Consider the following 23480-nt stretch of genomic DNA (forward strand, 5'->3'; position numbering starts at 1 on the left):
TGAATGAATGGGGCGGGGCGCACGGCGCCCCGCGTCGAATGGCGGCCGGATCGGCGGCTCGGCGAATCAGCGGTTCACGAGTTTCGCGGGCGTGAGCCACACGGCGATCGCGCCGATCACGAGCATCGCGGCGAGCACGTACATGCCGGACGCCGTGCTGTGCGTGACGTCCTTCAGGTAGCCGATCACGTACGGGCTCGCGAACCCGGCGAGGTTGCCGACCGAGTTGATGATCGCGATCCCGGCGGCGGCCGCGGAGCCCGCGAGGAACGCGGTCGGCAGCGACCAGAACAGCGGGGCGCAGGTCAGCACGCCGCCCGCCGCGAGCGACAGGAACACGATCGACACCGCCGTATTGTGCGAGTACGACGCGGCGACCGCAAACCCGAGCGCGCCCATCAGCGCCGGCACGATCAGGTGCCAGCGGCGTTCGCGGCGCTTGTCCGCGCTGTGGCCGAACAGGTTCATCACGACGATCGCGACGACGAACGGAATGGCCGACAGCAGGCCGATCTGCAGCGTATCGGTGATGCCGGTCGACTTGACTAGTGTCGGCATCCAGAACGTGAGGCCGTACTGGCCCGTGACGAACGCGAAGTAGATCAGCGACATCCACCACATGCGCGGGTCCGCGAACACGGCCTTCAGCGAATGGCCGTGCTTCTGCTGTTCCTGCGGTTGCGCGGCGATCTCGTCCTCCAGCAGCTGCTTTTCGCGCGCGTCGAGCCACTTCGCGCTGCGGATGCTGTTGTCGAGATACAGGATCGTCGCGATGCCGACGAGCACGGCCGGCACGGCTTCGATCATGAACATCCATTGCCAGCCGTGGAAGCCCGAGCCGCCGTGGAAGCGCTCCATGATCCAGCCCGACAGCGGGTTGCCGAAGATGCCCGACACGGGGATCGCGGACATGAACACCGCGATGATCTTCGCGCGGCGATGCGACGGGAACCAGTACGTGAGGTACAGGATCACGCCGGGATAGAAGCCGGCTTCCGCGAGGCCGAGCAGGAAGCGCAGCACGTAGAACTGCGTCGGCGTCTGCACGAATGCGAACAGCGCGGACAGCAGGCCCCACGTGATCATGATCCGTGCGATCCAGATACGTGCGCCGATGCGATGCATCAGCAGGTTGCTTGGCAGTTCGAACAGAAAATAGCCCAGAAAGAAAATGCCGGCGCCGAGCCCGAACACCGTTTCGCTGAACGCGAGATCCTGCGACATCTGCAGCTTCGCGAAGCCGACGTTCACGCGGTCGAGATACGCGACCACGTAGCAGAGCATCAGGAACGGCACGATGCGCCAGAACACTTTCTTGTAGGTGCGGTCGAGTTCCGCGGCATGGGCGGGCGCGGCGGGCGAGCGGCCAGCGGCCGCGTCGAGAGCAGTCATCGTCGTCTCCAATGATGTCGTGTGCCGGCGGCGCGTACGTCGCCGGTCGTGTGTGTGCTGACGGAAGGGCCCGCGCACACGGCGGGCATGGGAATCGTTGCGCGGCGCGTCGCTACCAGCGCGCGCCGAAGCTGGCGCGTAGTTCGTCGAGCGCGGCGTCGTCGAGCGGCTCGGGTTTCGGGTGCGTCATCAGCCACAGCCGCGCCGTCTCCTCGAGCTCTTCGAGCGCATACGACGCGTTCGACACCGACGGTCCCCACATCACGGGGCCGAGGCGGTCGAGCAGCACGCCGCGCACCCGGTCGGCGAGCGCCGCGACTTCGGCCGCGACGCCCGGATCGCCGGGGCGGCGGTAGCGGATCAGCGGAATGTGGCCGACCTTCATCACGTAGTACGGCGTGATCGGCGGCAGCACGTCGGTGTCGCGCCACACGCCCGCGAGCGTCAGTGCGACGAGATGCGTCGAATGCGTGTGGACGACGCCGTTCGCTTCGGCATTGCGCGCGTAGATGCCGCGATGCAGCGCGAGCGTCTTCGACGGCTTGCCGCCCGATACGGGCTGGCCGTCGAGGCCGACCTTCGCGATGTCGTTCGGGTCGAGCCGGCCGAGGCACGCATCGGTCGGCGTGATCAACCAGCCGTCGGGCAGGCGCGCGCTGATGTTGCCGGCGCTGCCGACCGCGTGACCGCGCGCATACAGGCTCGCGCCGACCACGCAGATCTCTTCGCGCAGTTTCGCTTCGTCGCTCATCGTGCGGCTCCGTCCAGCGCGCGCAGCGCCTTGTCGAAAAAGTCCGTGGCGCCGAAGTTGCCGGACTTCAGCGCGAGGCCGAGCGGCTGCGCGTCGATGGTGGCCGTCGCCGGCACACCCGGATCAATCTGCGCGCCGATCTGCAGCGACTTCACGTCGAGCGCCTGCACGACCGCGCCGGAGGTTTCGCCGCCGGCGACGACGAACTTGCGCACGCCGAGATCACGCAGGCCGCGCGCGATCGCCGCGAGCGTGGCTTCGACGAGATGGCCGGCCGCGTCGACGCCGAGCGCCTGCTGCACGGTCTTCACTTCGTCGGGCGTGGCCGTTGCATAGATCAGCACCGGCTGCGGCAGGTGCGAGCGCGCAAAGGTGAGTGCTTGCTCGACGACGGGTTCGCCGCGCGATGCCGCGAGCGGATCGATGCGGAAGCTCGGCCGCGTGGCGCGCCATGCGGCGACCTGCGCGTTGGTGGCCTTCGACGCGCTGCCGGCGAGCACGGCCGAGAGCCCTTCGATGCGCGGCAGCGACGCCGCGTTGTCGCGCTCGGGCAGTTGCTCCGCGCGGCGGAAATTCGCGGGCAGGCCGAGCGCGATGCCCGAGCCGCCGGTGACGAGCGGCAGGCCCGCGCACGCTTCGCCGAGCACGTAGAGGTCGCGATCCGACAGCGCGTCGGCGATCGCGAAGCGCGCGCCTTCCGCGCGCAGTTGCTCGATCCGCGTGCGCACGGCGGCCGCGCCCAGCGCGATCGTGTCGTAGCGGATCAGGCCGACCGGCGACTTCGTCTGCCGTTGCAGCACGCGCACGAGGTTCGCGTCCTTCATCGGCGTGAGGGGATGATTCTCCATCCCCGATTCGTTCAGCAGCACATCGCCGACGAACAGGTGGCCGCGATAGATCGTGCGGCCGTTCTCGGGGAACGCCGGGCACGCGATCGTGAAGCCGCCGCCGGCCGCATCGAGCAGCGCATCGGCGACGGGCCCGATGTTGCCTGCGTCGGTCGAATCGAACGTCGAGCAGTACTTGAAGAAGAACTGCCGGCAGCCCTGCGCGCGCAGCCATTCGTATGCGGCGAGCGATTGCGCGACGGCGTCGGCGGCGGGGATCGTGCGCGACTTCAGCGCGACGACGATCGCGTCGGCGTCGAGCGTGGTGTCAGCGGCATCGTCGGCGGGTACGCCGATCGTCTGCACGGTGCGCATGCCGCTCTTCACGAGCATGTTCGCGAGATCGGTCGCGCCGGTGAAATCGTCGGCGATGCAGCCGAGCAGGGGACGGGAAGCGGAAGCGGTCATGGCAGAAGCGTCGGTCGAATCAGCGGGCGGGCGGCAGCGTGATGCCGGGGAAAGTCTTGATCACGGCGGAATCGTCCTCGCCGCCGTGGCCGGCGCTCGACGCGCTCATGAACATCTGGTGCGCGGTGGCCGACAGCGGCAGCGGGAACTTGCTGCGGCGCGCGGTATCGAGCACGAGGCCGAGATCCTTCACGAAGATGTCGACGGCCGACAGCGGCGTGTAGTCGCCGTTCAGGATGTGCGGCACGCGGTTCTCGAACATCCACGAATTGCCGGCGCTGTGCGTGATCACGTCGTACAGCGCGTCCGCATCGACGCCTTCGCGCAGGCCGAGCGCCATCGCCTCGGCCGCTGCCGCGATGTGCACGCCGGCCAGCAGCTGGTTGATGATCTTCACTTTCGAGCCGATGCCGTGCGCGTCGCCGAGGCGATAGACCTTGCCGGCGATCGCGGCGAGCACGTCCTCGCAGCCCGCGTAGGCGGCGGCCGGGCCCGACGTCATCATCGTCATCTCGCCGGAGGCCGCGCGCGCGGCGCCGCCGGATACCGGCGCATCGAGCATCTGCAGGCCGGCCGCCTCGATGCGCGCGCCGAGCGCCACCGCGAATTCCGGTGCGACGGTCGCGCTTGCGATCACGACGCCGCCCGGCTTCATCGCCGCGACCGCACCGTGCTCGCCGAACAGCACCGTTTCGGTCTGCGCGGCATTGACGACGAGCGTGACGACGACGTCGCACTGCGCGCCGAGTTCGGCCGGCGTCGCGCAGGCGATGCCGCCTTCGGCGGCGAACGCCTGCAGCACCGTGTCGCGCACGTCGCATGCGCGGACGCGCAGGCCGGCGCGCAGCAGCGAGCGGGCGACGCCGAGGCCCATCGCGCCCAGGCCGATGACTCCAACATTTCGTGACATGGTCAACCTTGATCGATTCGGGAAAGGGGCGGCGGGGCGGCCGCCGGGTTCAGCAAATGCCGGCTTCCGCGAGGCGGCGGGCGGCGTTGTACATGTGCGTGCGCGCCGCGTTGCGTGCGGCCATCGGGTCGCGCGCGCGGATCGCGTCGGCGATCGCCGCGTGTTCCTCGCGCACCTGGCGCGAGAAGTCCTCGCGCGTCGCTTCGTTGCGCCGCGTGACCTTCACGCCGGCTTCGAGGTACTGGTTCAGGAACTGCAGCGTCTTCAGGAAATACGGGTTGCCGGTGACGGCCGCGATCGTGCGGTGGAACGCGACGTCTTCCGCGACGCCATCGCGCCCCTCGGCCACCGCGTCGTCGATCTTGCGCAGCGCATCGTCGATGTCGGCCATGTCTTCATCGGTGTGGTTCAACGCGGCTTCGGCCGCGACCTCGGCCTCGATCGCGCGGCGCACCGCAAGGAGGTGCGGCAGCGACGTGGCTTCGACGGCCTCCGCATAGTCGATCCGCAGCGGCCGGATCGCGCCGTGCTGGTTCACGTACACGCCGCTGCCCTGGCGCGGCTCGACCACGCCTTCGTTCTTCAGCCGCGAGATCGCCTCGCGAATCACCGTGCGGCTCACGCCGAATTCCTGCGCGAGCACGGCCTCCGTCGGCAGCTTGCCGGTGGCGGAGAAACTGCCGACTTCGATCTGCTTGAGCAATTGCTGCGCGACATGGTCGCTCATCGCACGGGCGGGAATTTTCTCGAACATGGTGCTCTGGTTTGTAAGGTTATGTGGTCATCATACAAATTTGAAGATGCGTCAGCATCCGGGATAACCCTCGGTTAACGGAGTGCAACGTCGGTTAAATTGAATGGAACCGGTTCCAATTGAGTCTAAACCGATGCGTTCGAGTGTCGATGCGCGAACGGTTGGATAAGGAGCGGGGGCCCGTCGCCGTCAGTCGGCGATGTCCTCGACGGGGTCCGCCGCGATTGCCGCGCCGGCTTCCGCCACTTCCCCGCCACGTTCCCGATAAGTCGCCGGCGGCACGCCGAACTGCTTGCGGAACTCGCGTCCGAGGTGCGACGCATCGGCGAATCCGCAGCTCGACGCGATATCGGCCACCGTGCGGTCGGAGCTGGTCAACAGCCACGCGGCCGTGCGCAGCCGAACCTGCTTCGCGAACGCCTGCGGGCTCTTGCCCGTTTCCGCCTTGAACAGCCGCTCGAGCTGCCGCGTCGACAAATCGAGCTTGCACGCGAGTTCCTCGAGCGGCAGCGAGCGCCCGACATGCTGTTCCATCAGAAGAATCGCGCGCTTGACCTTCGGGTGCGTGGCCGGCTCGAGGCCCGGCGGATGCGGCTGCGGTGCATTGCCTTTCTGCATCTCGCCGACGAGCAGGATGCGCAGCGCCTTCTGCACGGTCGCGTGGTCGAAATGGCGCAGCAGGATCGCGGCGGCGACGTCGATCGACGCGCGGCCGCCCGAGCAGGTGATGCGGCGCTGGTCGATCACGAACAGGCGGTCGGCGATCAGCAGGTCGGGATCGGCGCTCGGGAAGCGCTCGATGAAATCCCAGTAGTGGAACCAGCTCACGCAGGTGCGATAGCCGTCGAGCACCTTCGCGCGCATCAGCGTAAACACGCCCGTGCAGATCCCGACGACCGTCGCGCCGCCCGCCGCCGAGCGGCGGACGAACTCGAGCGTTTCGGGGCCGGCTTGCGGCCCCGAGTGCAGCAGCCCGCCGACCACGACCACGTAGTCGAATGGTTCGGCCCCATCGAAGGTTTCCCACGGCGTGATCTGGATCCCGCAGCTCGCGCGCACCGGCGCCAGCGTTTCGCCGATCACGCTCCACGCGCAGCGCACGGGCTTGCTGTAGTCGCCGTCGTCCGCCGACAGCCGCAGCATGTCGACGAAGCCCGAGAAGGCCGTCAGCGTGAAGTTCGGCAGCAGCACGATGCCGAAGCGGATACGCCGCGGCACGGGTTCTGCGAGGGGGGAAGCGGGTACGTCGGTTGTCATCGCGGCCAATCTCTTCACGCCGGGCGGGCGGTCTCACTCAGTCTGTTGATACGGGGCATGCGGGTACGGCGGTCGGGCGGGGCGGATGCAGCCAGCGTCGCTGATCGGTTCCGGCACGACTTGTGGTTTTCCGTCGCGAACCATCGCCAAAACGCACTTTCGGGCCTGCCGACGTGGCGCTTGGCGGCGCTATCCCACGCCGATGCCGTTTTTGTTCTATCGGCCGATTTTACGCTTTGATGTACTGGCGCCAACGTCATTTCACGTGTGCCCCACCCAGAGGAAGCCAGATGAACGTCAGCGTCTTCGACCTGTTCAAGATCGGCATCGGCCCGTCCAGTTCGCATACGGTCGGCCCGATGATCGCCGCGTGCCGCTTCGCGTCGCACGTGGAGGACGCGAACCTGCTCGGTTTCGTGCGCCGCGTGCGGGTCGAACTATACGGCTCGCTCGGCGCGACCGGCAAGGGCCACGGCACCGACAAGGCCGTGCTGCTCGGCCTCGAGGGCCACCTGCCCGACACGATCGATCCGGACCTGATCGAGCCGCGGCTTGCCGCGATCCGCGCGGAGAAATCGCTGTCGCTGCTCGGCAAGCAGACCGTCCGCTTCGAGGAAAAGGAGCACATCGGCTTCTATCGCAAGCTGATGAGCGGCACGAGCATCGTGCACCCTAACGGGATGCGCTTCCAGGCCTTCGACGAGCACGGCCAGCTGCTCGTCGAGAAAGAGTATTACTCGGTCGGCGGCGGCTTCGTCGTGAACCGCGACGGCGATCGCGTGAACGGCGTGCGCGCGGCGGTCGAGGTGCCGTATCCGTTCCGCACCGGCGACGACCTGATGCGCCAGTGCCGCGAGCACGGGCTGTCGATCGCCGAGCTGATGATGCGCAACGAATGCGCGCTGCGTCCCGCCGACGAAGTGCGCGCCGGGCTGCTCGCGATCTGGCGCACGATGGCCGCCTGCGTCGAGCGCGGCTGCAAGGTCGAGGGCGACCTGCCGGGCCCGATGCGCGTGAAGCGCCGCGCGGCCGAGCTGAACGCCCGCCTGCGCGAGCGCTCGGAAGAGTCGCTGCGCGACCCGCTGTCGATGCTCGACTGGGTCAACCTGTATGCGATTGCCGTCAACGAGGAGAACGCGGCGGGCGGCCGTGTCGTCACCGCGCCGACCAACGGCGCGGCCGGCGTGATTCCCGCGGTGCTGCACTACTACGTGAAGTTCGTGCCGGGCTCGAACGAAGCCGGCATCGTCGAATTCCTGATGACGGCCGCGGCGATCGGGATCATCTACAAGGAAACTGCGTCGATCTCCGGCGCGGAAGTGGGGTGCCAGGGCGAGGTGGGCGTCGCGTGCTCGATGGCCGCCGCCGCGCTCGCCGCGGTGATGGGCGGCACGGCGACCCAAGTCGAGAACGCCGCCGAGATCGGCATGGAGCACAACCTCGGGATGACCTGCGACCCGGTCGGCGGGCTCGTGCAGATCCCGTGCATCGAGCGCAACGCGATGGGCGCGATCAAGGCGCTGAACGCGTCGCGCATGGCGCTCAAGGGCAACGGCCAGCACTACGTGTCGCTCGATTCGGTCATCAAGACGATGCGCGAGACGGGCGCCGACATGAAGACGAAATACAAGGAAACGTCACGCGGCGGTCTGGCCGTGAACGTCATCGAATGCTAAACGAAGGATCACTCACATGAGCCGCTACTCGATATTCAGCCTGTTCCGCAACGGCCTCTCGTATCACGAGAACTGGGAAAAGCAGTGGAAGAGCCCGGAACCGAAGAAGGAATACGACGTCGTGATCGTCGGCGGCGGCGGCCACGGCCTCGCGACCGCGTACTACCTCGCGAAAGAGCACGGGATCACGAACGTCGCGATCCTCGAGAAGGGCTGGATCGGCGGCGGCAACACCGCGCGCAACACGACGATCGTGCGCTCGAACTATCTGTGGGACGAATCGGCCGCGCTGTACGAAAAGGCGATGAAGCTGTGGGAAGGGCTGTCGCAGGACCTGAACTACAACGTGATGTTCAGCCAGCGCGGCGTGATGAACCTGGCCCACACGCTGCAGGACGTGCGTGACACCGAGCGCCGCGTGAACGCGAACCGGCTGAACGGCGTCGACGCCGAATTCCTGACGCCCACGCAGATCAAGGAAATCGAGCCGACCATCAACCTGAACAGCCGCTACCCGGTGCTCGGCGCGTCGATCCAGCGCCGCGCGGGCGTGGCGCGTCACGACGCGGTGGCCTGGGGCTTCGCACGCGGCGCGGACCGCGCGGGTGTCGACATCATCCAGAACTGCCAGGTGACGGGCATTCGCCGCGAAGGCGGTGCGGTGGTCGGCGTCGACACGGTGAAGGGCTTCATCAAGGCGAAGAAGGTTGCGGTGGTCGCGGCCGGCAACACGACGACGCTCGCCGACATGGCCGGCGTGCGCCTGCCGATCGAGAGCCACCCGCTGCAGGCGCTGGTGTCCGAGCCGATCAAGCCGGTCGTCAACTCGGTGATCATGTCGAACGCGGTGCACGCGTACATCAGCCAGTCCGACAAGGGCGATCTCGTGATCGGCGCCGGCATCGACCAGTACACGGGCTTCGGCCAGCGCGGCAGCTTCCACATCATCGAAAGCACGCTGCAGGCGATCGTCGAGATGTTCCCGGTGTTCTCGCGCGTGCGGATGAACCGCCAGTGGGGCGGCATCGTCGACGTGTCGCCGGACGCGTGCCCGATCATCACCAAGACCGACGTGAAGGGCCTCTATTTCAACTGCGGCTGGGGTACCGGCGGCTTCAAGGCGACGCCCGGCTCGGGCTGGGTGTTCGCGCACACGATCGCCCGCGACGAACCGCATCCGCTGAACGCGCCGTTCGCGCTCGACCGTTTCTACACGGGCCACCTGATCGACGAGCACGGCGCCGCCGCCGTCGCGCACTAACCCCCCGCACTGAAGGAGAAAGAAACATGTTGCTGATCGAATGTCCGTGGTGCGGGCCGCGCGCCGAATCCGAGTTCTCGTGCGGTGGTGAAGCCGACATCGTGCGCCCCGTGAACAACGAGAACATGACCGACCGCGAATGGGGCGAGTACGTGTTCATGCGCGAGAACAAGCGCGGGCTGCACAAGGAGCAATGGCTGCACGCACAGGGCTGCCGCCGCTGGTTCAAGGTCACGCGCGACACGGTGACCTACGATATCAAGGGCTACGAAAAGTTCGGTGGCGAAGCTGCCGGCAACGCACACGAAGAGGGCACGGGCAAATGAGCCAGAAAGACCGCCTCGGCACCGGTGGCCGCATCAATCGCGCAATTCCGTTGACCTTCACGTTCAACGGCCGCACGTATCAGGGCTTCCAGGGCGACACGCTCGCGTCCGCGCTGCTCGCGAACGGCGTGCACTTCGTCGCGCGCAGCTTCAAGTACCACCGTCCGCGCGGGATCGTGACGGCGGACGTCGCGGAACCGAACGCCGTCGTGCAGCTCGAATCGGGCCCGTACACGGTGCCGAACGCACGCGCGACCGAGATCGAGCTGTACCAGGGGCTCGTCGCGTCCAGCGTGAACGCGGAGCCGTCGCTCGAGAACGACAAGTACGCGATCAACCAGAAGCTGTCGCGTTTCCTGCCGGCCGGCTTCTATTACAAGACGTTCATGTGGCCGCGCAACATGTGGCCGAAGTATGAAGAGAAGATCCGTGAAGCAGCCGGCCTCGGCAAGGCGCCGGAAGCGCTCGACGCCGATCGCTACGACAAGTGCTACGCGCACTGCGACGTGCTCGTGGTCGGCGGTGGCCCGTCGGGTCTCGCGGCCGCGCATGCGGCGGCCACGGCCGGCGCACGCGTGATCCTCGTCGACGACCAGCGCGAGCTCGGCGGCAGCCTGCTGTCCTGCCGCGCCGAGATCGACGCGAAGCCCGCGCTGCAGTGGGTCGAGAAGATCGAGGCCGAGCTGCGCAAGCTGCCCGACGTGACGATCCTGTCGCGCAGCACCGCGTTCGGCTACCAGGACCACAACCTCGTGACGGTCACGCAGCGTTTGACCGATCACCTGCCGGTGTCGATGCGCAAGGGCACGCGCGAGCTGCTGTGGAAGGTCCGCGCGAAGCGCGTGATCCTCGCGACCGGTGCGCACGAGCGTCCGATCGTGTTCGGCAACAACGACCTGCCGGGCGTGATGCTCGCCGGCGCGGTGTCCACCTACGTGCATCGCTTCGGCGTGCTGCCGGGCCGCAACGCGGTCGTGTTCACGAACAACGATCGCGCCTACCAGACCGCGCTCGACCTGAAGGCGTGCGGCGCGAAGGTGACGGTCGTCGATTCGCGCGCATCGTCGAACGGCGCGCTGCCGGCCGCCGCGAAGCGGCAGGGCGTGACGGTGATGAGCGGCGCGGTCGTGACGGTCGCATCGGGCAAGTGGCGCGTATCGTCGGTCGACGTCGCGTCCTACTCGAACGGCCAGACCGGCGGCAAGCTGCAGACGCTGCCGTGCGACCTCGTCGCGATGTCGGGTGGCTTCAGCCCGGTGCTGCACCTGTTCGCGCAGTCGGGCGGCAAGGCCTGCTGGAACGACGAGAAGGCATGCTTCCTGCCGGGCAAGCCCGTGCAGGCGGAAGCGAGCATCGGTGCCGCGGCCGGCGAATTCGGCCTGGCGCGCGCGCTGCGGCTCGCGGTCGATGCGGGCGTGGAAGCCGCGAAGGCGGCGGGTTTCACCGCTGAGCAGCGCGCGGTCGCGCCGCAGGTCGCGGAAACCGTCGAAGGCGCACTGCAGCCGCTGTGGCTGGTCGGCAGCCGCGAAGCCGCGGCGCGCGGGCCGAAGCAGTTCGTCGACTTCCAGAACGACGTGTCGGCCGCGGACATCCTGCTGGCCGCACGCGAAGGCTTCGAGTCGGTCGAGCACGTGAAGCGCTACACGGCGATGGGCTTCGGCACCGACCAGGGCAAGCTCGGCAACATCAACGGGATGGCGATCCTCGCGGGCGCGCTCGGCAAGACGATTCCGGAAACGGGCACGACGACGTTCCGCCCGAACTACACGCCCGTGTCGTTCGGCACGTTCGCGGGCCGCGAGCTCGGCGATTTCCTCGACCCGATCCGCAAGACCTGCGTGCACGAGTGGCACGTCGAGCACGGCGCGCTGTTCGAGGACGTCGGCAACTGGAAGCGGCCGTGGTACTTCCCGAAGAACGGCGAGGATCTCCATGCGGCCGTGAAGCGCGAATGCCTCGCGGTGCGCAACAGCGTCGGCATCCTCGATGCGTCGACGCTCGGCAAGATCGACATCCAGGGTCCGGACGCGGTGAAGCTGCTGAACTGGATGTACACGAACCCGTGGAACAAGCTCGAAGTGGGCAAGTGCCGCTACGGGCTGATGCTCGACGAGAACGGGATGGTGTTCGACGACGGCGTGACGGTGCGCCTCGCCGACCAGCATTTCATGATGACGACCACGACGGGCGGCGCGGCGCGCGTGCTGACGTGGCTCGAGCGCTGGCTGCAGACCGAATGGCCCGATATGAAGGTGCGGCTGTCGTCGGTCACCGATCACTGGGCGACGTTCGCGGTGGTCGGCCCGAAGAGCCGCAAGGTCGTGCAGAAGGTGTGCCAGGACATCGACTTCGGCAACGAGGCGTTCCCGTTCATGAGCTACCGGAACGGCACCGTCGCGGGCGCGAAGGCGCGCGTGATGCGGATCAGCTTCTCGGGCGAGCTTGCCTATGAAGTGAACGTGCCGGCGAATGCGGGCCGCGCTGTGTGGGAAGCGCTGATGGCGGCCGGCGCCGAGTTCGACATCACGCCGTACGGCACCGAGACGATGCACGTGCTGCGCGCGGAGAAGGGCTACATCATCGTCGGCCAGGATACCGACGGCTCGATTACGCCGTACGACCTCGGGATGGGCGGCGTCGTCGCGAAGTCGAAGGACTTCCTCGGCAAGCGTTCGCTGTCGCGTTCGGACACCGCGAAGGAAGGCCGCAAGCAGTTCGTCGGCCTGCTGACCGAGGACGAACAGTTCGTGCTGCCGGAAGGCGCGCAGATCATCGCGAAGGACACGCAGGTGTCGGCGGTCGATCCGACGCCGATGATCGGCCACGTGACGTCGAGCTACTACAGCCCGATCCTGAAGCGCTCGATCGCGCTCGCGGTGGTGAAGGGCGGCCTGAACAAGATGGGCGAGAGCGTCGTGATTCCGCTGGCCAACGGCAAGCGCATCACCGCGAAGATCTCGAGCCCGGTTTTCTACGATACCGAAGGGGTGCGTCAGCATGTGGAATGAAACGAGAAACCAGACGCAGGTGGCGGGCGCGGGCGGCGTGACGCTTGAATCGCCGTTCGTCGGCGCGGCCGACGTGCTGAAGCCGCACCAGGCGCGCGCATCGAAGAAGTTCACGCTGCGCGAGCGGCCGTTCCTCGATCTCGTCAACGTGCGCGGCGAGTTGAGCGATCCGGCGTTCGTGAGCGCGTTCGAGCGCGTGGTCGGCTGCCGGCCGCCCGCGGCGCCGAACACGGTCGCGCGCGGCGCCGAGTACGACGTGCTGTGGCTCGGCCCCGACGAGTGGCTCGTGCGCTCGAACGGACCCGTGCAGGCCGGCGTGCTGGAGGCGCAACTCGCGGAAGCCGTGCAGGGTTCGTATGCGGCCGCCGTCGACGTCGGCAGCGGCTATACGGTCGTCGAGATCAGCGGCGAACGCGTGCGCGACGTGCTCGCGCGCGGCTGCCCGCTCGATCTCCACCCGCGTGTGTTCAAGCCGGGCCAGTGCGCGCAGTCGCATTACTTCAAGTCGTCGATCGTGCTGATCCCGACCGGTGACGATGCGTTCGAGATCGTCCTGCGCCGCAGCTTCGCCGACTACTTCGTGCGCATCATGCTCGACGCGGCCGCGCCGCTCGCATCATGAAGCCGTTCGACGAACCGTTCGTGGCGATCGACGCGCCGCGCCTGCGCGGGCGCGGCTGGAGCGTGTTCGTCGACGAACTGAAGGTGCCCGCGCGGATCGGCATTCATGCGCACGAGCATGAAGCGCCGCAGCCGATCGTGATCGATGCACGGCTCGGCTACCGGTGCGAGCCGAGCGAGCAGGGCGAGTGGATCGATTACGACGGCTATTGCGCGCGCCTTGCCGCGTTCCTGTCGCACAAGCCGCATACGCGGTTGCTCGAGACGCTCGTCGCCGATATCGCGGTGCTGTCGTTCCGCGAATGGCCGGCGCTGGAGTCGCTGACGCTGTCGGTGTACAAGCCGAAGATCCGGCCCGGCACGAAACGGGTCGGCGTGTCGCTCGACTGGACGCGCGGGGATTATTTGCGGTGGACGGGCGCGGCGGGGCAGTTTTGATGTGGGAGAGGCGGTCGACGAGCGCATCGAAACGATGCCGGTCGGCCGCCAGCGTGGCACGTGTCGCGCCTGTATAGTTCCTGAAATATAAGAATAATCCGTCGACCGTGAGCATGATGCTATTTGTTCCTGAAATATGAGAACAATCGCCCTCACCGGTATTCAAGCCTATAATTCCGATATTCTCGTAACAATGCCGTCGACGCACGCTCGTCGGCATTTTGTTCCTGGTATCCCGGAATTATGGCCCGCACCTTACCCCGCCCGATTGCATCACCCGACCCGCTTGCGCAGGATCTCGCGGCGTTGGGGGCGCTCGTCCGCAACCGGCGGGCGCAGAACCAGATGCGGATCGACGACGCGGCCGATATGCTCGGCGTCTCCAAGGACGTGCTGTCGCGGCTCGAAAACGGCCGGGCGGTGAGCCTCGACAAGTTGTTCAAGGTGCTCGACGGTCTCGGACTCAATTTGCTCGTCGTACCGAAGCGCGAAGTGCCTGTCGCACGCAAGGCCTTGCATGAACTGGCCGAGCCGCCTGTTCCGGCGGGGTCGCGGGAGGGCGCGTGATGGTTCATCGCCTGCGCATCTCGACCAACGGTTCGCCCGTCGGGCAACTGACTTACGACGCCCGTCAGGATGACTACGGTTTTTCGTATGACCCGGCGTGGCAGGCGCGCGCGGATGCGTTCGCGTTGTCGCCGTGCATTCCGCTCCACGGTCGTTCGCTTCCCGTGGGAGCGGTGCAGCGCTTCATCGGCAATCTGTTGCCCGAGGGGCGCGCGCTCGAAGTGGCCGCGGCGATGTATCAGCTATCGAAGGACAACGTGTTCGGTCTGATCCGGATGCTCGGCAAGGAGCCGGTCGGCGCGCTGAGTTTCCTGCCGGACGACGGAGAGAACGCACAAGCCCCGGAAGCCCTCGCGTCCGAACGTCGCGTGATATCCGCGGAAGAGTTGACCGACCGCATTCGCAAGCGCGACGCGATCCCGTTTCCGGTGTGGGACGGCCAGGTCCGGCTGTCGATTGCCGGCCATCAGGACAAACTGCAGGTGCTGGTCGAGGGGGAGCAAATTGCACTCGTCGAAGGGGCGCTCAGCAGCACGCACATTCTGAAGCCGGAGTCGGGCAACCCGCATGCGCCGTTCATGGTCGCCAATGAACATTTCTGCATGACGCTGGCCGCGCGCATGGGGCTGCCAGTGGCGCCCGTCGAGATTCGCCGCATCCCGGAGCCGATTCTGCTCATCGAGCGCTTCGACCGGATCGTGACGACCGAGCCGGACGATTCGAAGCGCGTCAGTGCGGTGCGGCGCCTTCATGTCATCGACGGATGCCAGGCACTGGACATGCCGGCGACGCTCAAGTACGAACGCAACCTCGGCAACAACGCGGACGTGCGCAATATTCGCGAAGGCGTGAGCTTCGAGAAGCTGTTCTCGCTGACGCCGTATCTCGAGACGCCGGCAGCCGCGCGCGCGGCAATGCTGCGCTGGGCCCTGCTGCAACTGCTGATCGGCAACAGCGACGCGCATGGCAAGAACATCTCGTTTTTCGTCAGCGGTGGCGGGCTTGCGCCGGCGCCGCTTTACGACCTCGTTTGCGTCAACGTGTATGGCGACGCGTACGTCCAGGATATGGCGATGGCTTATGGGGACGTGTTTCGCACGGAGGAACTGACCGCGTTCGCGCTCGCGGATTTTGCGCATCGCATACAGATCCGGCCATCGTTCGTCGCGCGGGAAATGTCGAAGATGGCGCGTCTGGCGACGGAGATCGCGCCTGAGTTGGCAAAGTCCGACATCTACGTGGGCGACGAACGTGGATGGGTAGGCAATATTTCGGAGTACGTGTGTGCTCAGGCCGACCGCGTGCTGCGTATTGCGCCTATGGTGTCCAAGGTGAACATCGATCTGCTTTGAAATCGGGCATTCACCGGGCGATCGCCGCGACATGCGTTCCCGCATGTCCTTGCGATCACCCTGAACCGACGCATCAAGCCGCAGCCGCCCCATCCAGCGCCGGATAGTCGACATACCCACGCGCATCGCCGCCGAAGAACGTCTCGCGCCGCGCATCGTTCATCGGTGCGCCGGTCTTCACCCGCGTCACGAAATCCGGATTCGCCAGCACCATCTGCCCGTACGCTTCGAGATCGGCCAGCCCCGACGCCACGTCCGTGCCGATCGCGTCGCGCGTGCGGCCCGGCCGGTTCAGGATCAGCGTGCCGTTCCAGCGTGCGCGCAGGTCGGCCAGCAGCGCTTCGTTGCCCTGATGCATCACGTGCAGGTAGGCGAGGCCGAGACGGTCGAGTTCCGTCGCGAGGTGGCGATACAGCTCCGGCCCTTCCGCACCTTCGTCGAGGCCGCCCAGCGTGTTGCCGGGCGACACGCGGATGGCCGTGCGATCCGCGCCGATCTCGTCGGCGATTGCCGCGGCAACCTCGATCGCGAAGCGCGCGCGGTTCTCGATCGAGCCGCCGTACGCGTCGGTGCGCGTGTTGGCATTCGGCGCGAAGAACTGCTGGATCAGGTAGCCGTTCGCGCCGTGAATCTCGACACCGTCGGCGCCCGCCTCGATCGCGCGGCGCGCGGCGATGCGGAAGTCGTTCACGGTCGCGCGCACTTCGTCGAGCGTCAGCGCGCGCGGTGCGGGGATGTCCAGCATCCCCTTCATCGTGAACATCGGCGCGTTCGGCGCGATCGCCGACGGCGCGACGGCCTGCCGGTGATGCGGCGTATTGTCGGGATGCGACATGCGCCCGACATGCATCAGCTGGATGAACAACCGGCCGCCGCGTGCATGCACGCGGTCGCTGATCGCCTTCCAGCCGGCGACGTGCGCGTCGGTATAGATGCCGGGCGTCGTCAGGTAGCCTTGCCCGTCGTCAGATGGCTGCGTGCCTTCGCTGACGATCAGGCCGAGGCTCGATCGCTGCGCGTAATACTCGGCGGCCCATTCGCCGGGCGTGCCGTCGAGGGCGGCGCGGCTGCGGGTCATCGGCGCCATGACCAGGCGGTTTTCCAGCGTATATCGGCCCACGCGGACCGGGGTGAACAGTTGGCTCATTATGCGTCAGCTCCTCGAGATTCGGGATAGCGGCGCCAGGACGGTGCCGCCTCGGGCGCCGGCCGCGCACGGGGTGTGCCGACCTCGCCTCCACACACCCATCATCCATTGCTTCCTTTTCGGGATAAACCGGGTAATCTGGATAACATTGATCCATTGATGGAGCAGTTGGCATGGAACTGCTGAACGACATGGCGTTGTTCGTCGAAGTCGTGAAGGCGAAGGGATTTCGCAGTGCGGCCGAGGCGCTGGGGATGCCGAACTCCACACTGTCGCGGCGCATCAGCGCGCTGGAGAAGGCGATCGGGCTGCGGCTGCTGCATCGCACGACGCGCCGGATCGAGCTGACCGAGGCCGGCCAGCTCTACTTCGAGCGCTGCAAGCGCATCGTCGACGAGGCGCGGCTCGCGCACGAGCAGCTCGGCGGCCTGCTGGCGGAGCCGACCGGCGTGCTGCGCGCCTCGTTTCCGGTCGATTTCGCGGTGGTCATTCTGGCGCCGCTGGTCGTCGAATTCGGGAATCGTTATCCGAAGCTGACCTTCGAATTCGAGCTGACATCGCGGCGTGTCGACCTGGTGAGCGAACCGTTCGACGTGGCGATCCGCATGGGGCCATCCGAGGACTCGCAGCTGATCGCGCGGCGGCTTGCGACGCTCCGGAACTACCTGTATGCGTCGCCAGGCTATCTCGCGCGCGCCGGCGAGCCTCGCGAGCCTGAAGACCTCGTGCGGCACGCGTGCCTCGGCCTGCAGCGGAGCGGGTCATGGACGCTGCACGACGGCGCGCGTTCTGTCGAGGTGCCGGTGAGCAGCCGGTTCGGGTCGAACAGCGTCGGCATGCTCCGGCGTCTGGCCACGCTCGATGCGGGCATCATCGTGCTGTCCGAAGCGATCGTCGCGGACGATCTGGCCGCCGGCCGGTTGCGCCGTGTGATGCCGGCATGGGAAGGCGAGCCGATTGCGGTCTACGCGATGACGGAGACGCGGCTGCTGCCCGCGAAGACGCAGCATTTCATCGAGTTCTTGCGGGAGCGTTTCGCGCAGGCGTGACGGGCGGGTAGCCGTTCGTCGTTCAGTTCTGTGCCGGTGGCGGTGCGTCCAGCTGCGCTTCCCATTTCTTCAGGATGCGCACGCGTGCCTGGCTGAAATCGACCCAGCAGTTCATCCGCGCGTCTTCCGGGATCATCTGTTGCGGATTGGCGGTTTTCACGTAGTCGCAGGTGTCGTCGGCGAAGCGGGTCCAGCTTGCCTGCGACTTCGCGAGTGCGCTGGCGGCATCGGGGTTGCGCTGCTTGAGCTTGCGCTCGAGCGACCGGTATGCGCGCTCGACGGCCTGGTCGTTTTGACCGAGTACGCAGGTCCGCATGTCGTTCATCGTCAGCGCGTGTTTCTCGCAATCGACGGCGGCGAACGCAGCGGTGTGGCCGATCGTCAGCGCGGCGACGGCAAGGAGGCGGGTGGCATGGCGCATGCGCGTCGAACGAAGGGGGAGACTAGTTGCCGCGGGCCGACGTCGGGCTCGTCTTTTCGCTGACCGGCACCATGCGGGCCTTCGCATCGTTCGCGGAATTCGCGGGATTCGAGGCTTTCGCATCGTCGTCAGGTTCGAGCACGAAGCGGAACGAATCGACGCGCTGCATCACCTTCGCCGCATACGCGTTCGAGCCGCCGCTGTAGCTCCTCAGTCCGGCCCGCACGTCGCCACCGGCCGCCCTCACGTAGCCGGACAGGATCGCCGACCCGACTTCGACGTTCGCGTTCGGGTCGGTCAGGTCCTTCACGTTGCGAACCAGGCCGCGGTGCGCGGTCGGCACGACCTGCATCAGCCCGGTCGCGCCATGCTGGCCGCGTGCCTTTTCCTGGAAGCGCGATTCGATCGAAATAATGGCGTAAACGAGCGCGGGAGGCAGCGAATATTTCGTCGCAGTGACGCTCACGATATCGGCGAGCTTCGCGGCCCGTTCCTTCGCGACGCCGAACTTCTTCGTCAGGTAGGACGTGATGCGGCGGTTTGCTTCGTTGGGCTGATCGTTGGCGTCGGCGAGCGGCGCGGATGCGACGGACGGCGCCGATGCGGCTGCCTCGGGCGCGGACGCAGGCGGTGCGGGCGCTTGCTGCGCCGACGCCTGTTGCGCGATGCCGAGCGAAAGCACGATCAGCCAGAGAAACCGTCGCATGGTGGAGTGCGGGGAATGGGAAGGCGCCTAGTATATCGGCCAATCGCGGCCGGTGGTCGAGTGCCGGTTCGAATGAAAGCGGCATGTAGGTTTGTGTCGTGGCGAGCCGATCGGGGAACCGATCGTTGCGCGGACACGCATCGGAGTCCGGATGAACGCTAGTTGATGATCTCGCCGATGCCGGTTTCGATGCGGATTCTGAGCTGCTGGATGAACGCCGGATCGTAGGGTTCCCAGCTCTCGAGTTCGCCAACGATCTTCAAAGGCGATGTGCTCCGATACGATCGCGTCGGATTGCCCGGGAATTTCTTGTCCGTGACGTTCGGGTCGTTTTCGAATTCGCCGGTGGGTTCGACGATGTAGACCCGCGGTCGGCCGTCGCCTTTGGCCATTTCCGCAGCCAGGCCCGCGCCTTTGGGCAAGGCCGTGAAGTAAATGTGATTCATCACGACGTCATCGCGATAATTCGATCGGAAGCCTGCCGTCAGCAAGTCGCCGATCCGCAGATCCGCTTTCGTGCCATGAAAAAACGGGCCGGTGTCCGGAACGGTCATGGTTTCTCCTTCCAAAAATCGCGCAACGGCTTCTACGCGCGCCGTGCGGCCGCCACCCGTGCAATCGCGCCGATCGCATCGCTGACGAGCACCGCGAGCAGCCCGACGATCACGCCGCCCTGCAGCACGAACGCGGTATTCGACGTCTGCAGCCCTGCGATGATCACGTCGCCGAGCCCGCGCGCGGCAACCGTCGAGCCGATCGTCGCAGTGCCGAGATTGATCACGACCGCGAGCCGGACGCCGTTGACGATCACCGGAAACGCGAGCGGCAGCTCGACCGATATCAGTTGCTGCCAACCGCTCATCCCCATCCCGCGTGCGGCATCGACGACGTCGCGCGGCACGTCCTCGAGCCCCGCGATCGTGCTTTCGAACACGGGCAGCAGGCCATACAGCACGAGCGCGATCAGCACGGGCTTCAAGCCGAAGCCGACGGCCGGCACCGCGAGCGCGAGCACCGCGACGGGCGGGAAGGTCTGGCCGATGTCGACGACGCTGCGCGCGACTGGCAGGAAATCCGCGCCCCACGGCCGCGTGACCGCGATGCCGGCCGCGACCGCGACGATCGTACCGATCACGCTCGACAACGCGACCGTGCCGAGATGCGCAAGTGTGAGGTCGAGCAGACTCGCGCGATCGTAGATGACGGGCGCGCCGTTGTCCGCGAACGGCGCGAACAAGCCTTGCAGCCAGGCGGGGCGCAACAGCAGCACGAGCAGCAGCGCGAGCGCGGCTGCGCGTGCGATGTAGGCGGGAAGTGCCGACCGCCCGGGCCGCGTGCTGCCGTGCGTCGTCATGCGGGTTTCCTTGCGTGCGCACGGATCGCATCGAGCGTGATGCGGCGCGTGTTGTGGCCGTTGCCATCTTCCACTGGAAGCGCATCGACACCACGCCACAGCAGCTCCGACACCGCATCGCGCAGCGTGCGCGTCGCGGCGATCGGTTCGCCGTCGGCATGACCGGGTTCGGCCACCGCGTCGATCGGTGTCAGCGCGAGCAGGCGCAGCGGCCGGTCGACGCCCGCGACGAGCTGCTCGACGACGCCGGCCGCCGGCTTGCCGAGAATCTCGGCCGGCGAAGCGACCTGCAGCAGCCGGCCGCCGTCCATCACCGCGATCGTGTCGCCGAGCTTCAGCGCTTCCTCGATATCGTGCGTGACGATCACGACGGTGATGCCGAGGCGGCGCTGCAAGGCAAACAGGTCGTCCTGCGCCTTGTTGCGGATGATCGGATCGAGCGCACCGAACGGCTCGTCCATCAGCAGCATCGCGGGCTCGGCCGCGAGCGCGCGCGCGACGCCGACGCGTTGCTGCTGGCCGCCCGACAGTTCGTGCGGCAGCTTGTCCGCGAACTCGGCGGGCGCGAGATGGAACAGGTCGAGCAATTCGTTCACGCGCGCATCGATGCGCTCGGCCGGCCAGCCGAGCAGGCGCGGCACGGTCGCGATGTTGCGCGCGACGCTCCAGTGCGGAAACAGCCCGTGCCCCTGGATCGCATAGCCGATGCCGCGACGAAGCTGCTCGGGCGCCACGGTGGCCGTATCGACGCCGTCGATGCGGATCGTGCCGCTGGTGGGCGCGATCAGCCGGTTGATCATGCGCAGCAGCGTCGACTTGCCGCTGCCCGATGCGCCGACGAGCGCGGTGATCGTGCCGCGTTTCATCGTCAGCGAGACGTCGTCGACGGCGACGATATCGCCGAAGCGTTTGCCCGCACGTTCGATCTCGATCATCCTGCACGCCCCTTCGCGAGCGTGGTCGCGGCTTCGAATATGACGGCCGCCACCAGCGCGAGCGCGATCGTCGGGATCGCGCCGAGCAGCACGAGATCGGCGGCCGATTGCCCGATCCCCTGGAAGATGAAGGTGCCGAAGCCGCCGCCGCCGATCAGCGCGGCGACCGCGGTCAGCCCGATGTTCTGCACGAGCACGATGCGCACGCCGCTCAGGATCACCGGCAGCGCGAGCACGAGATCGACGCGCAGCAATCGCTGCGCGCGCGTCATGCCCATCGCGCGCGCCGCTTCGGTCACATGCGGCGGCACCTGGCCGAGCCCGACCACGACGCTCGACGCGATCGGCAGCAGCGAATACAGGAACAGCGCGAGCACGGCTGGTGCTACGCCGATGCCGCGGATGCCGAGCGCGGCCGCGAGCGGCACGTGTGCGGCGAGCAAACCGAGCGGCGCCATCATCAGCCCGTACATCGCGATGCTGGGGATCGTCTGCACGATATTGAGCACCGGCATCGCGACGGTACGCACCGCCGCGATGCGCGCGCAGGCGATGCCGAGCGGCACGCCCGCGACGAGCGCGGCAGCCACCGAGCCACCGGTGAGCGATACGTGCCGGATCGCCTCGATCCAGAAGTCGTCGCTGCGCACCGCGTATTCGCGCATCACCGAGAGGCCGTCCCACCAGCCGCTCGCGAGCGGCACCGAAATCGCTGCTATCGCGACGACGAGCGCGGCGAGACGCCGCCACGGGCCGAATGCGAGCCGTGCGAGCGCATCCGCGACGAGCACGGCCCACGCGAACAGCAGCAGCCAGACGCCGGAGGAGGGCGACACGCGCGCGAGCGTGTCGTCAGGTGCGACGACGTGCGTCGCGGCCGCGCCGACCGCGTACGCGAGCGTCGCGAGCCACGCGCAGCCGGCCGCGAGGCGCCAGGTGGGGCGGCTCGCCGTCATCGCCCACAGCGCGCCGACGATCCACAGTGCGGCGAGCACGGCGCCCTGCAGGGCCGGCAGCGCGGCGAACACCGACAGGTCGGTGCCGGCCGCGATGCGGTTCGGCCGCAGCACCGCGAACGGCAGGCCGAGCACCGCGACGATCGTCAGGACCCCGATCAGGATGCCGACCTTGTCCGCCGTGATGCGCCGCGCGGACGCTGCCGCGCGACCCGTCATTTAACGAAGCCCTTCGCTTTCAGGTAGCTTTTCGCGACGCCGGCGGCCGGTTCGCCGTTGATCTGGATGCGCGCGTTCAGCGACTGCAGCGTCTTCAGGTCGAGGCTCGCGAACACGGGCTTCAGGTAGTCGGCGATTTGCGGATGCGCTTTCAGCACGGCTTCGCGGATCACCGGCGCGGGCGCGTAGACGGGCTGCACGTGCTTGTCGTCGTCGAGCACCGCGAGGCCGCTCGACGAGATTCCGCCGTCGGTGCCGTAGACCATCGCGGCATTCACGCCGTCGGTCTGGTTCGCGGCGGCCTTGATGGTCGCGGCCGTGTCGCCGCCGGACAGCACGACGAGCTGGTCAGGCTTCAGCTTGAAGCCGTACGCCTTCTCGAACGACGGCAGCGCCGATGCGCTGTTCACGAATTCGGCCGACGCCGCGAGCTTCACCTTGCCGCCGCCGGCAACCCACTTGCCGAAATCGGAGAAGGTCTTCAGGTGCTGCGACTGCGCGACCGGTGCGAGCACGGCGACGCCCCACGTGTTGTTCGCGGGCGCCGGGGTGAGCCAGACGAGATGGTTCGCCGCGTAGTCGAGCTGCTTCGCGGTGTCGTAGCCCTGGCTCGCGTTCTTCCACAGCGGATCGTCCGCCTTGTTGAAGAAGAACGCGGCATTGCCGGTGTATTCGGGGTAGACGTCGATCTCGCCGCTCGTGAGCGCCTTGCGCACGATCGGCGTGGTGCCGAGCGCGATCTTTTCGGTGACGGGAATGCCGTGGGCCTTCAGCACCTGTGAAATGAGGTTGCCGAGCAGGTTGCCTTCGGTGTCGATCTTCGACGACACCACGACGGGCGTGTCGGCATGCGCGCCGGGCGCGACGATCGCGGCGGCGAACGCGAGGCCCAGGATCCGGGCGGGCAGGGCGAGCTTCATACGGGCCAATCTCCAGGACGGGGGCGTACGCCGAAAGTTACTTGACTGAGCCGGCTTTGGCAAACCGCGTGCGGCGGCGTGCCCACAGCCCGTGTGGGGATTACCCGCATCCGTGTTGCAGGCTTGTTACACTGAATCCGTTCCCGCCTTGCCGACACTTCCTGA

23 protein-coding genes are annotated in these 23480 nt (G+C 67.2%); 9 read left to right on the forward strand and 14 right to left on the reverse strand.

The features are described from left to right. Positions 1 to 66: 66 nt before the first annotated feature. The 6 genes from CFB82_RS20830 to CFB82_RS20855 form a co-directional block, all read right to left on the reverse strand. Entirely contained in the window at positions 67 to 1392 is a 1326-nt protein-coding gene (locus CFB82_RS20830) for an MFS transporter (RefSeq protein ID WP_089485099.1), read from the reverse strand. A 112-nt stretch (positions 1393 to 1504) separates the two neighbouring features. Continuing rightward, positions 1505 to 2143, reverse strand: coding sequence for a 3-oxo-tetronate 4-phosphate decarboxylase (gene otnC, locus CFB82_RS20835; RefSeq protein ID WP_089485100.1), 639 nt, complete (start codon positions 2141 to 2143; stop codon positions 1505 to 1507). Further along, the gene (gene otnK / locus CFB82_RS20840; RefSeq protein ID WP_089485101.1) at positions 2140 to 3438 is read right to left on the reverse strand and encodes a 3-oxo-tetronate kinase; all 1299 of its coding nucleotides are present in this window, start codon (positions 3436 to 3438) and stop codon (positions 2140 to 2142) included. The genes otnC and otnK overlap by 4 nt, the downstream gene beginning before the upstream one ends. Positions 3439 to 3457: 19 nt before the next feature. Further along, positions 3458 to 4348: an L-threonate dehydrogenase gene (ltnD, locus tag CFB82_RS20845; RefSeq protein WP_089485102.1), complete on the reverse strand. Its 891-nt coding sequence runs from the start codon at positions 4346 to 4348 to the stop codon at positions 3458 to 3460. Positions 4349 to 4397: 49 nt separating this feature from the next. Then, complete coding sequence (locus CFB82_RS20850) at positions 4398 to 5102, reverse strand: FadR/GntR family transcriptional regulator (protein WP_011354089.1); 705 nt, start codon at positions 5100 to 5102, stop codon at positions 4398 to 4400. 189 nt (positions 5103 to 5291) lie between these two features. Then, entirely contained in the window at positions 5292 to 6359 is a 1068-nt protein-coding gene (locus tag CFB82_RS20855) for a GlxA family transcriptional regulator (RefSeq protein ID WP_089485252.1), read from the reverse strand. 290 nt (positions 6360 to 6649) lie between these two features. Here CFB82_RS20855 and CFB82_RS20860 point away from each other — a divergent pair, with 290 nt between their 5' ends. The 8 genes from CFB82_RS20860 (at position 6650) to CFB82_RS20895 (ending at position 15608) form a co-directional block, all read left to right on the forward strand. Then, complete coding sequence (locus tag CFB82_RS20860; protein ID WP_089485103.1) at positions 6650 to 8035, forward strand: L-serine ammonia-lyase; 1386 nt, start codon at positions 6650 to 6652, stop codon at positions 8033 to 8035. Positions 8036 to 8051: 16 nt separating this feature from the next. Beyond that, the gene (locus tag CFB82_RS20865) at positions 8052 to 9296 is read left to right on the forward strand and encodes a sarcosine oxidase subunit beta family protein (RefSeq protein WP_089485104.1); all 1245 of its coding nucleotides are present in this window, start codon (positions 8052 to 8054) and stop codon (positions 9294 to 9296) included. 26 nt (positions 9297 to 9322) lie between these two features. Further along, positions 9323 to 9622: a sarcosine oxidase subunit delta gene (locus CFB82_RS20870; RefSeq protein ID WP_089485105.1), complete on the forward strand. Its 300-nt coding sequence runs from the start codon at positions 9323 to 9325 to the stop codon at positions 9620 to 9622. Then, on the forward strand, positions 9619 to 12630 hold the full coding sequence (locus tag CFB82_RS20875; protein WP_089485106.1) for a sarcosine oxidase subunit alpha family protein: 3012 nt from the start codon (positions 9619 to 9621) through the stop codon (positions 12628 to 12630). The genes CFB82_RS20870 and CFB82_RS20875 overlap by 4 nt, the downstream gene beginning before the upstream one ends. Continuing rightward, the gene (locus tag CFB82_RS20880) at positions 12620 to 13252 is read left to right on the forward strand and encodes a sarcosine oxidase subunit gamma (protein WP_089485107.1); all 633 of its coding nucleotides are present in this window, start codon (positions 12620 to 12622) and stop codon (positions 13250 to 13252) included. The genes CFB82_RS20875 and CFB82_RS20880 overlap by 11 nt, the downstream gene beginning before the upstream one ends. Next, positions 13249 to 13689, forward strand: coding sequence for a dihydroneopterin aldolase (locus CFB82_RS20885; protein ID WP_011354099.1), 441 nt, complete (start codon positions 13249 to 13251; stop codon positions 13687 to 13689). Before CFB82_RS20880 ends, CFB82_RS20885 begins: the two co-directional genes overlap by 4 nt. A 243-nt stretch (positions 13690 to 13932) precedes the next feature. Further along, positions 13933 to 14256, forward strand: a complete 324-nt coding sequence (locus CFB82_RS20890; protein WP_069252423.1) for a helix-turn-helix domain-containing protein — start codon at positions 13933 to 13935, stop codon at positions 14254 to 14256. After that, positions 14256 to 15608: a HipA domain-containing protein gene (locus CFB82_RS20895; RefSeq protein WP_089485108.1), complete on the forward strand. Its 1353-nt coding sequence runs from the start codon at positions 14256 to 14258 to the stop codon at positions 15606 to 15608. The genes CFB82_RS20890 and CFB82_RS20895 overlap by 1 nt, the downstream gene beginning before the upstream one ends. Positions 15609 to 15681: 73 nt before the next feature. Here the strand turns inward: CFB82_RS20895 and CFB82_RS20900 are convergent, their stop codons facing one another. Continuing rightward, positions 15682 to 16755, reverse strand: a complete 1074-nt coding sequence (locus CFB82_RS20900; protein WP_089485109.1) for an alkene reductase — start codon at positions 16753 to 16755, stop codon at positions 15682 to 15684. A gap of 173 nt (positions 16756 to 16928) precedes the next feature. Between CFB82_RS20900 and CFB82_RS20905 the strand changes: the two genes are divergently transcribed. Continuing rightward, positions 16929 to 17804: a LysR family transcriptional regulator gene (locus tag CFB82_RS20905; protein WP_089485110.1), complete on the forward strand. Its 876-nt coding sequence runs from the start codon at positions 16929 to 16931 to the stop codon at positions 17802 to 17804. Between the two features lie 22 nt (positions 17805 to 17826). Here the strand turns inward: CFB82_RS20905 and CFB82_RS20910 are convergent, their stop codons facing one another. The 7 genes from CFB82_RS20910 to osmF form a co-directional block, all read right to left on the reverse strand. Continuing rightward, positions 17827 to 18225, reverse strand: a complete 399-nt coding sequence (locus CFB82_RS20910) for a lysozyme inhibitor LprI family protein (protein WP_089485111.1) — start codon at positions 18223 to 18225, stop codon at positions 17827 to 17829. 22 nt (positions 18226 to 18247) lie between these two features. Next, the gene (locus tag CFB82_RS20915) at positions 18248 to 18931 is read right to left on the reverse strand and encodes a lytic transglycosylase domain-containing protein (RefSeq protein WP_089485112.1); all 684 of its coding nucleotides are present in this window, start codon (positions 18929 to 18931) and stop codon (positions 18248 to 18250) included. Positions 18932 to 19089: 158 nt separating this feature from the next. Then, a complete protein-coding gene (gene arr / locus CFB82_RS20920; RefSeq protein ID WP_069252417.1) occupies positions 19090 to 19485 on the reverse strand; it encodes an NAD(+)--rifampin ADP-ribosyltransferase in 396 nt (131 codons plus the stop codon). A 32-nt stretch (positions 19486 to 19517) separates the two neighbouring features. Further along, complete coding sequence (locus CFB82_RS20925; RefSeq protein WP_089485113.1) at positions 19518 to 20285, reverse strand: ABC transporter permease; 768 nt, start codon at positions 20283 to 20285, stop codon at positions 19518 to 19520. Then, on the reverse strand, positions 20282 to 21220 hold the full coding sequence (locus tag CFB82_RS20930) for an ABC transporter ATP-binding protein (RefSeq protein WP_089485114.1): 939 nt from the start codon (positions 21218 to 21220) through the stop codon (positions 20282 to 20284). The genes CFB82_RS20925 and CFB82_RS20930 overlap by 4 nt, the downstream gene beginning before the upstream one ends. Next, the gene (locus tag CFB82_RS20935; RefSeq protein ID WP_089485115.1) at positions 21217 to 22395 is read right to left on the reverse strand and encodes an ABC transporter permease; all 1179 of its coding nucleotides are present in this window, start codon (positions 22393 to 22395) and stop codon (positions 21217 to 21219) included. The genes CFB82_RS20930 and CFB82_RS20935 overlap by 4 nt, the downstream gene beginning before the upstream one ends. Further along, on the reverse strand, positions 22392 to 23315 hold the full coding sequence (gene osmF / locus CFB82_RS20940; RefSeq protein ID WP_089485116.1) for a glycine betaine ABC transporter substrate-binding protein OsmF: 924 nt from the start codon (positions 23313 to 23315) through the stop codon (positions 22392 to 22394). Before osmF ends, CFB82_RS20935 begins: the two co-directional genes overlap by 4 nt. Between the last annotated feature and the right edge of the window lie 165 nt (positions 23316 to 23480).

The sequence above is a fragment of the Burkholderia sp. HI2714 genome (assembly GCF_002223085.1).
Taxonomy (GTDB): Bacteria; Pseudomonadota; Gammaproteobacteria; order Burkholderiales; family Burkholderiaceae; genus Burkholderia; species Burkholderia lata_D.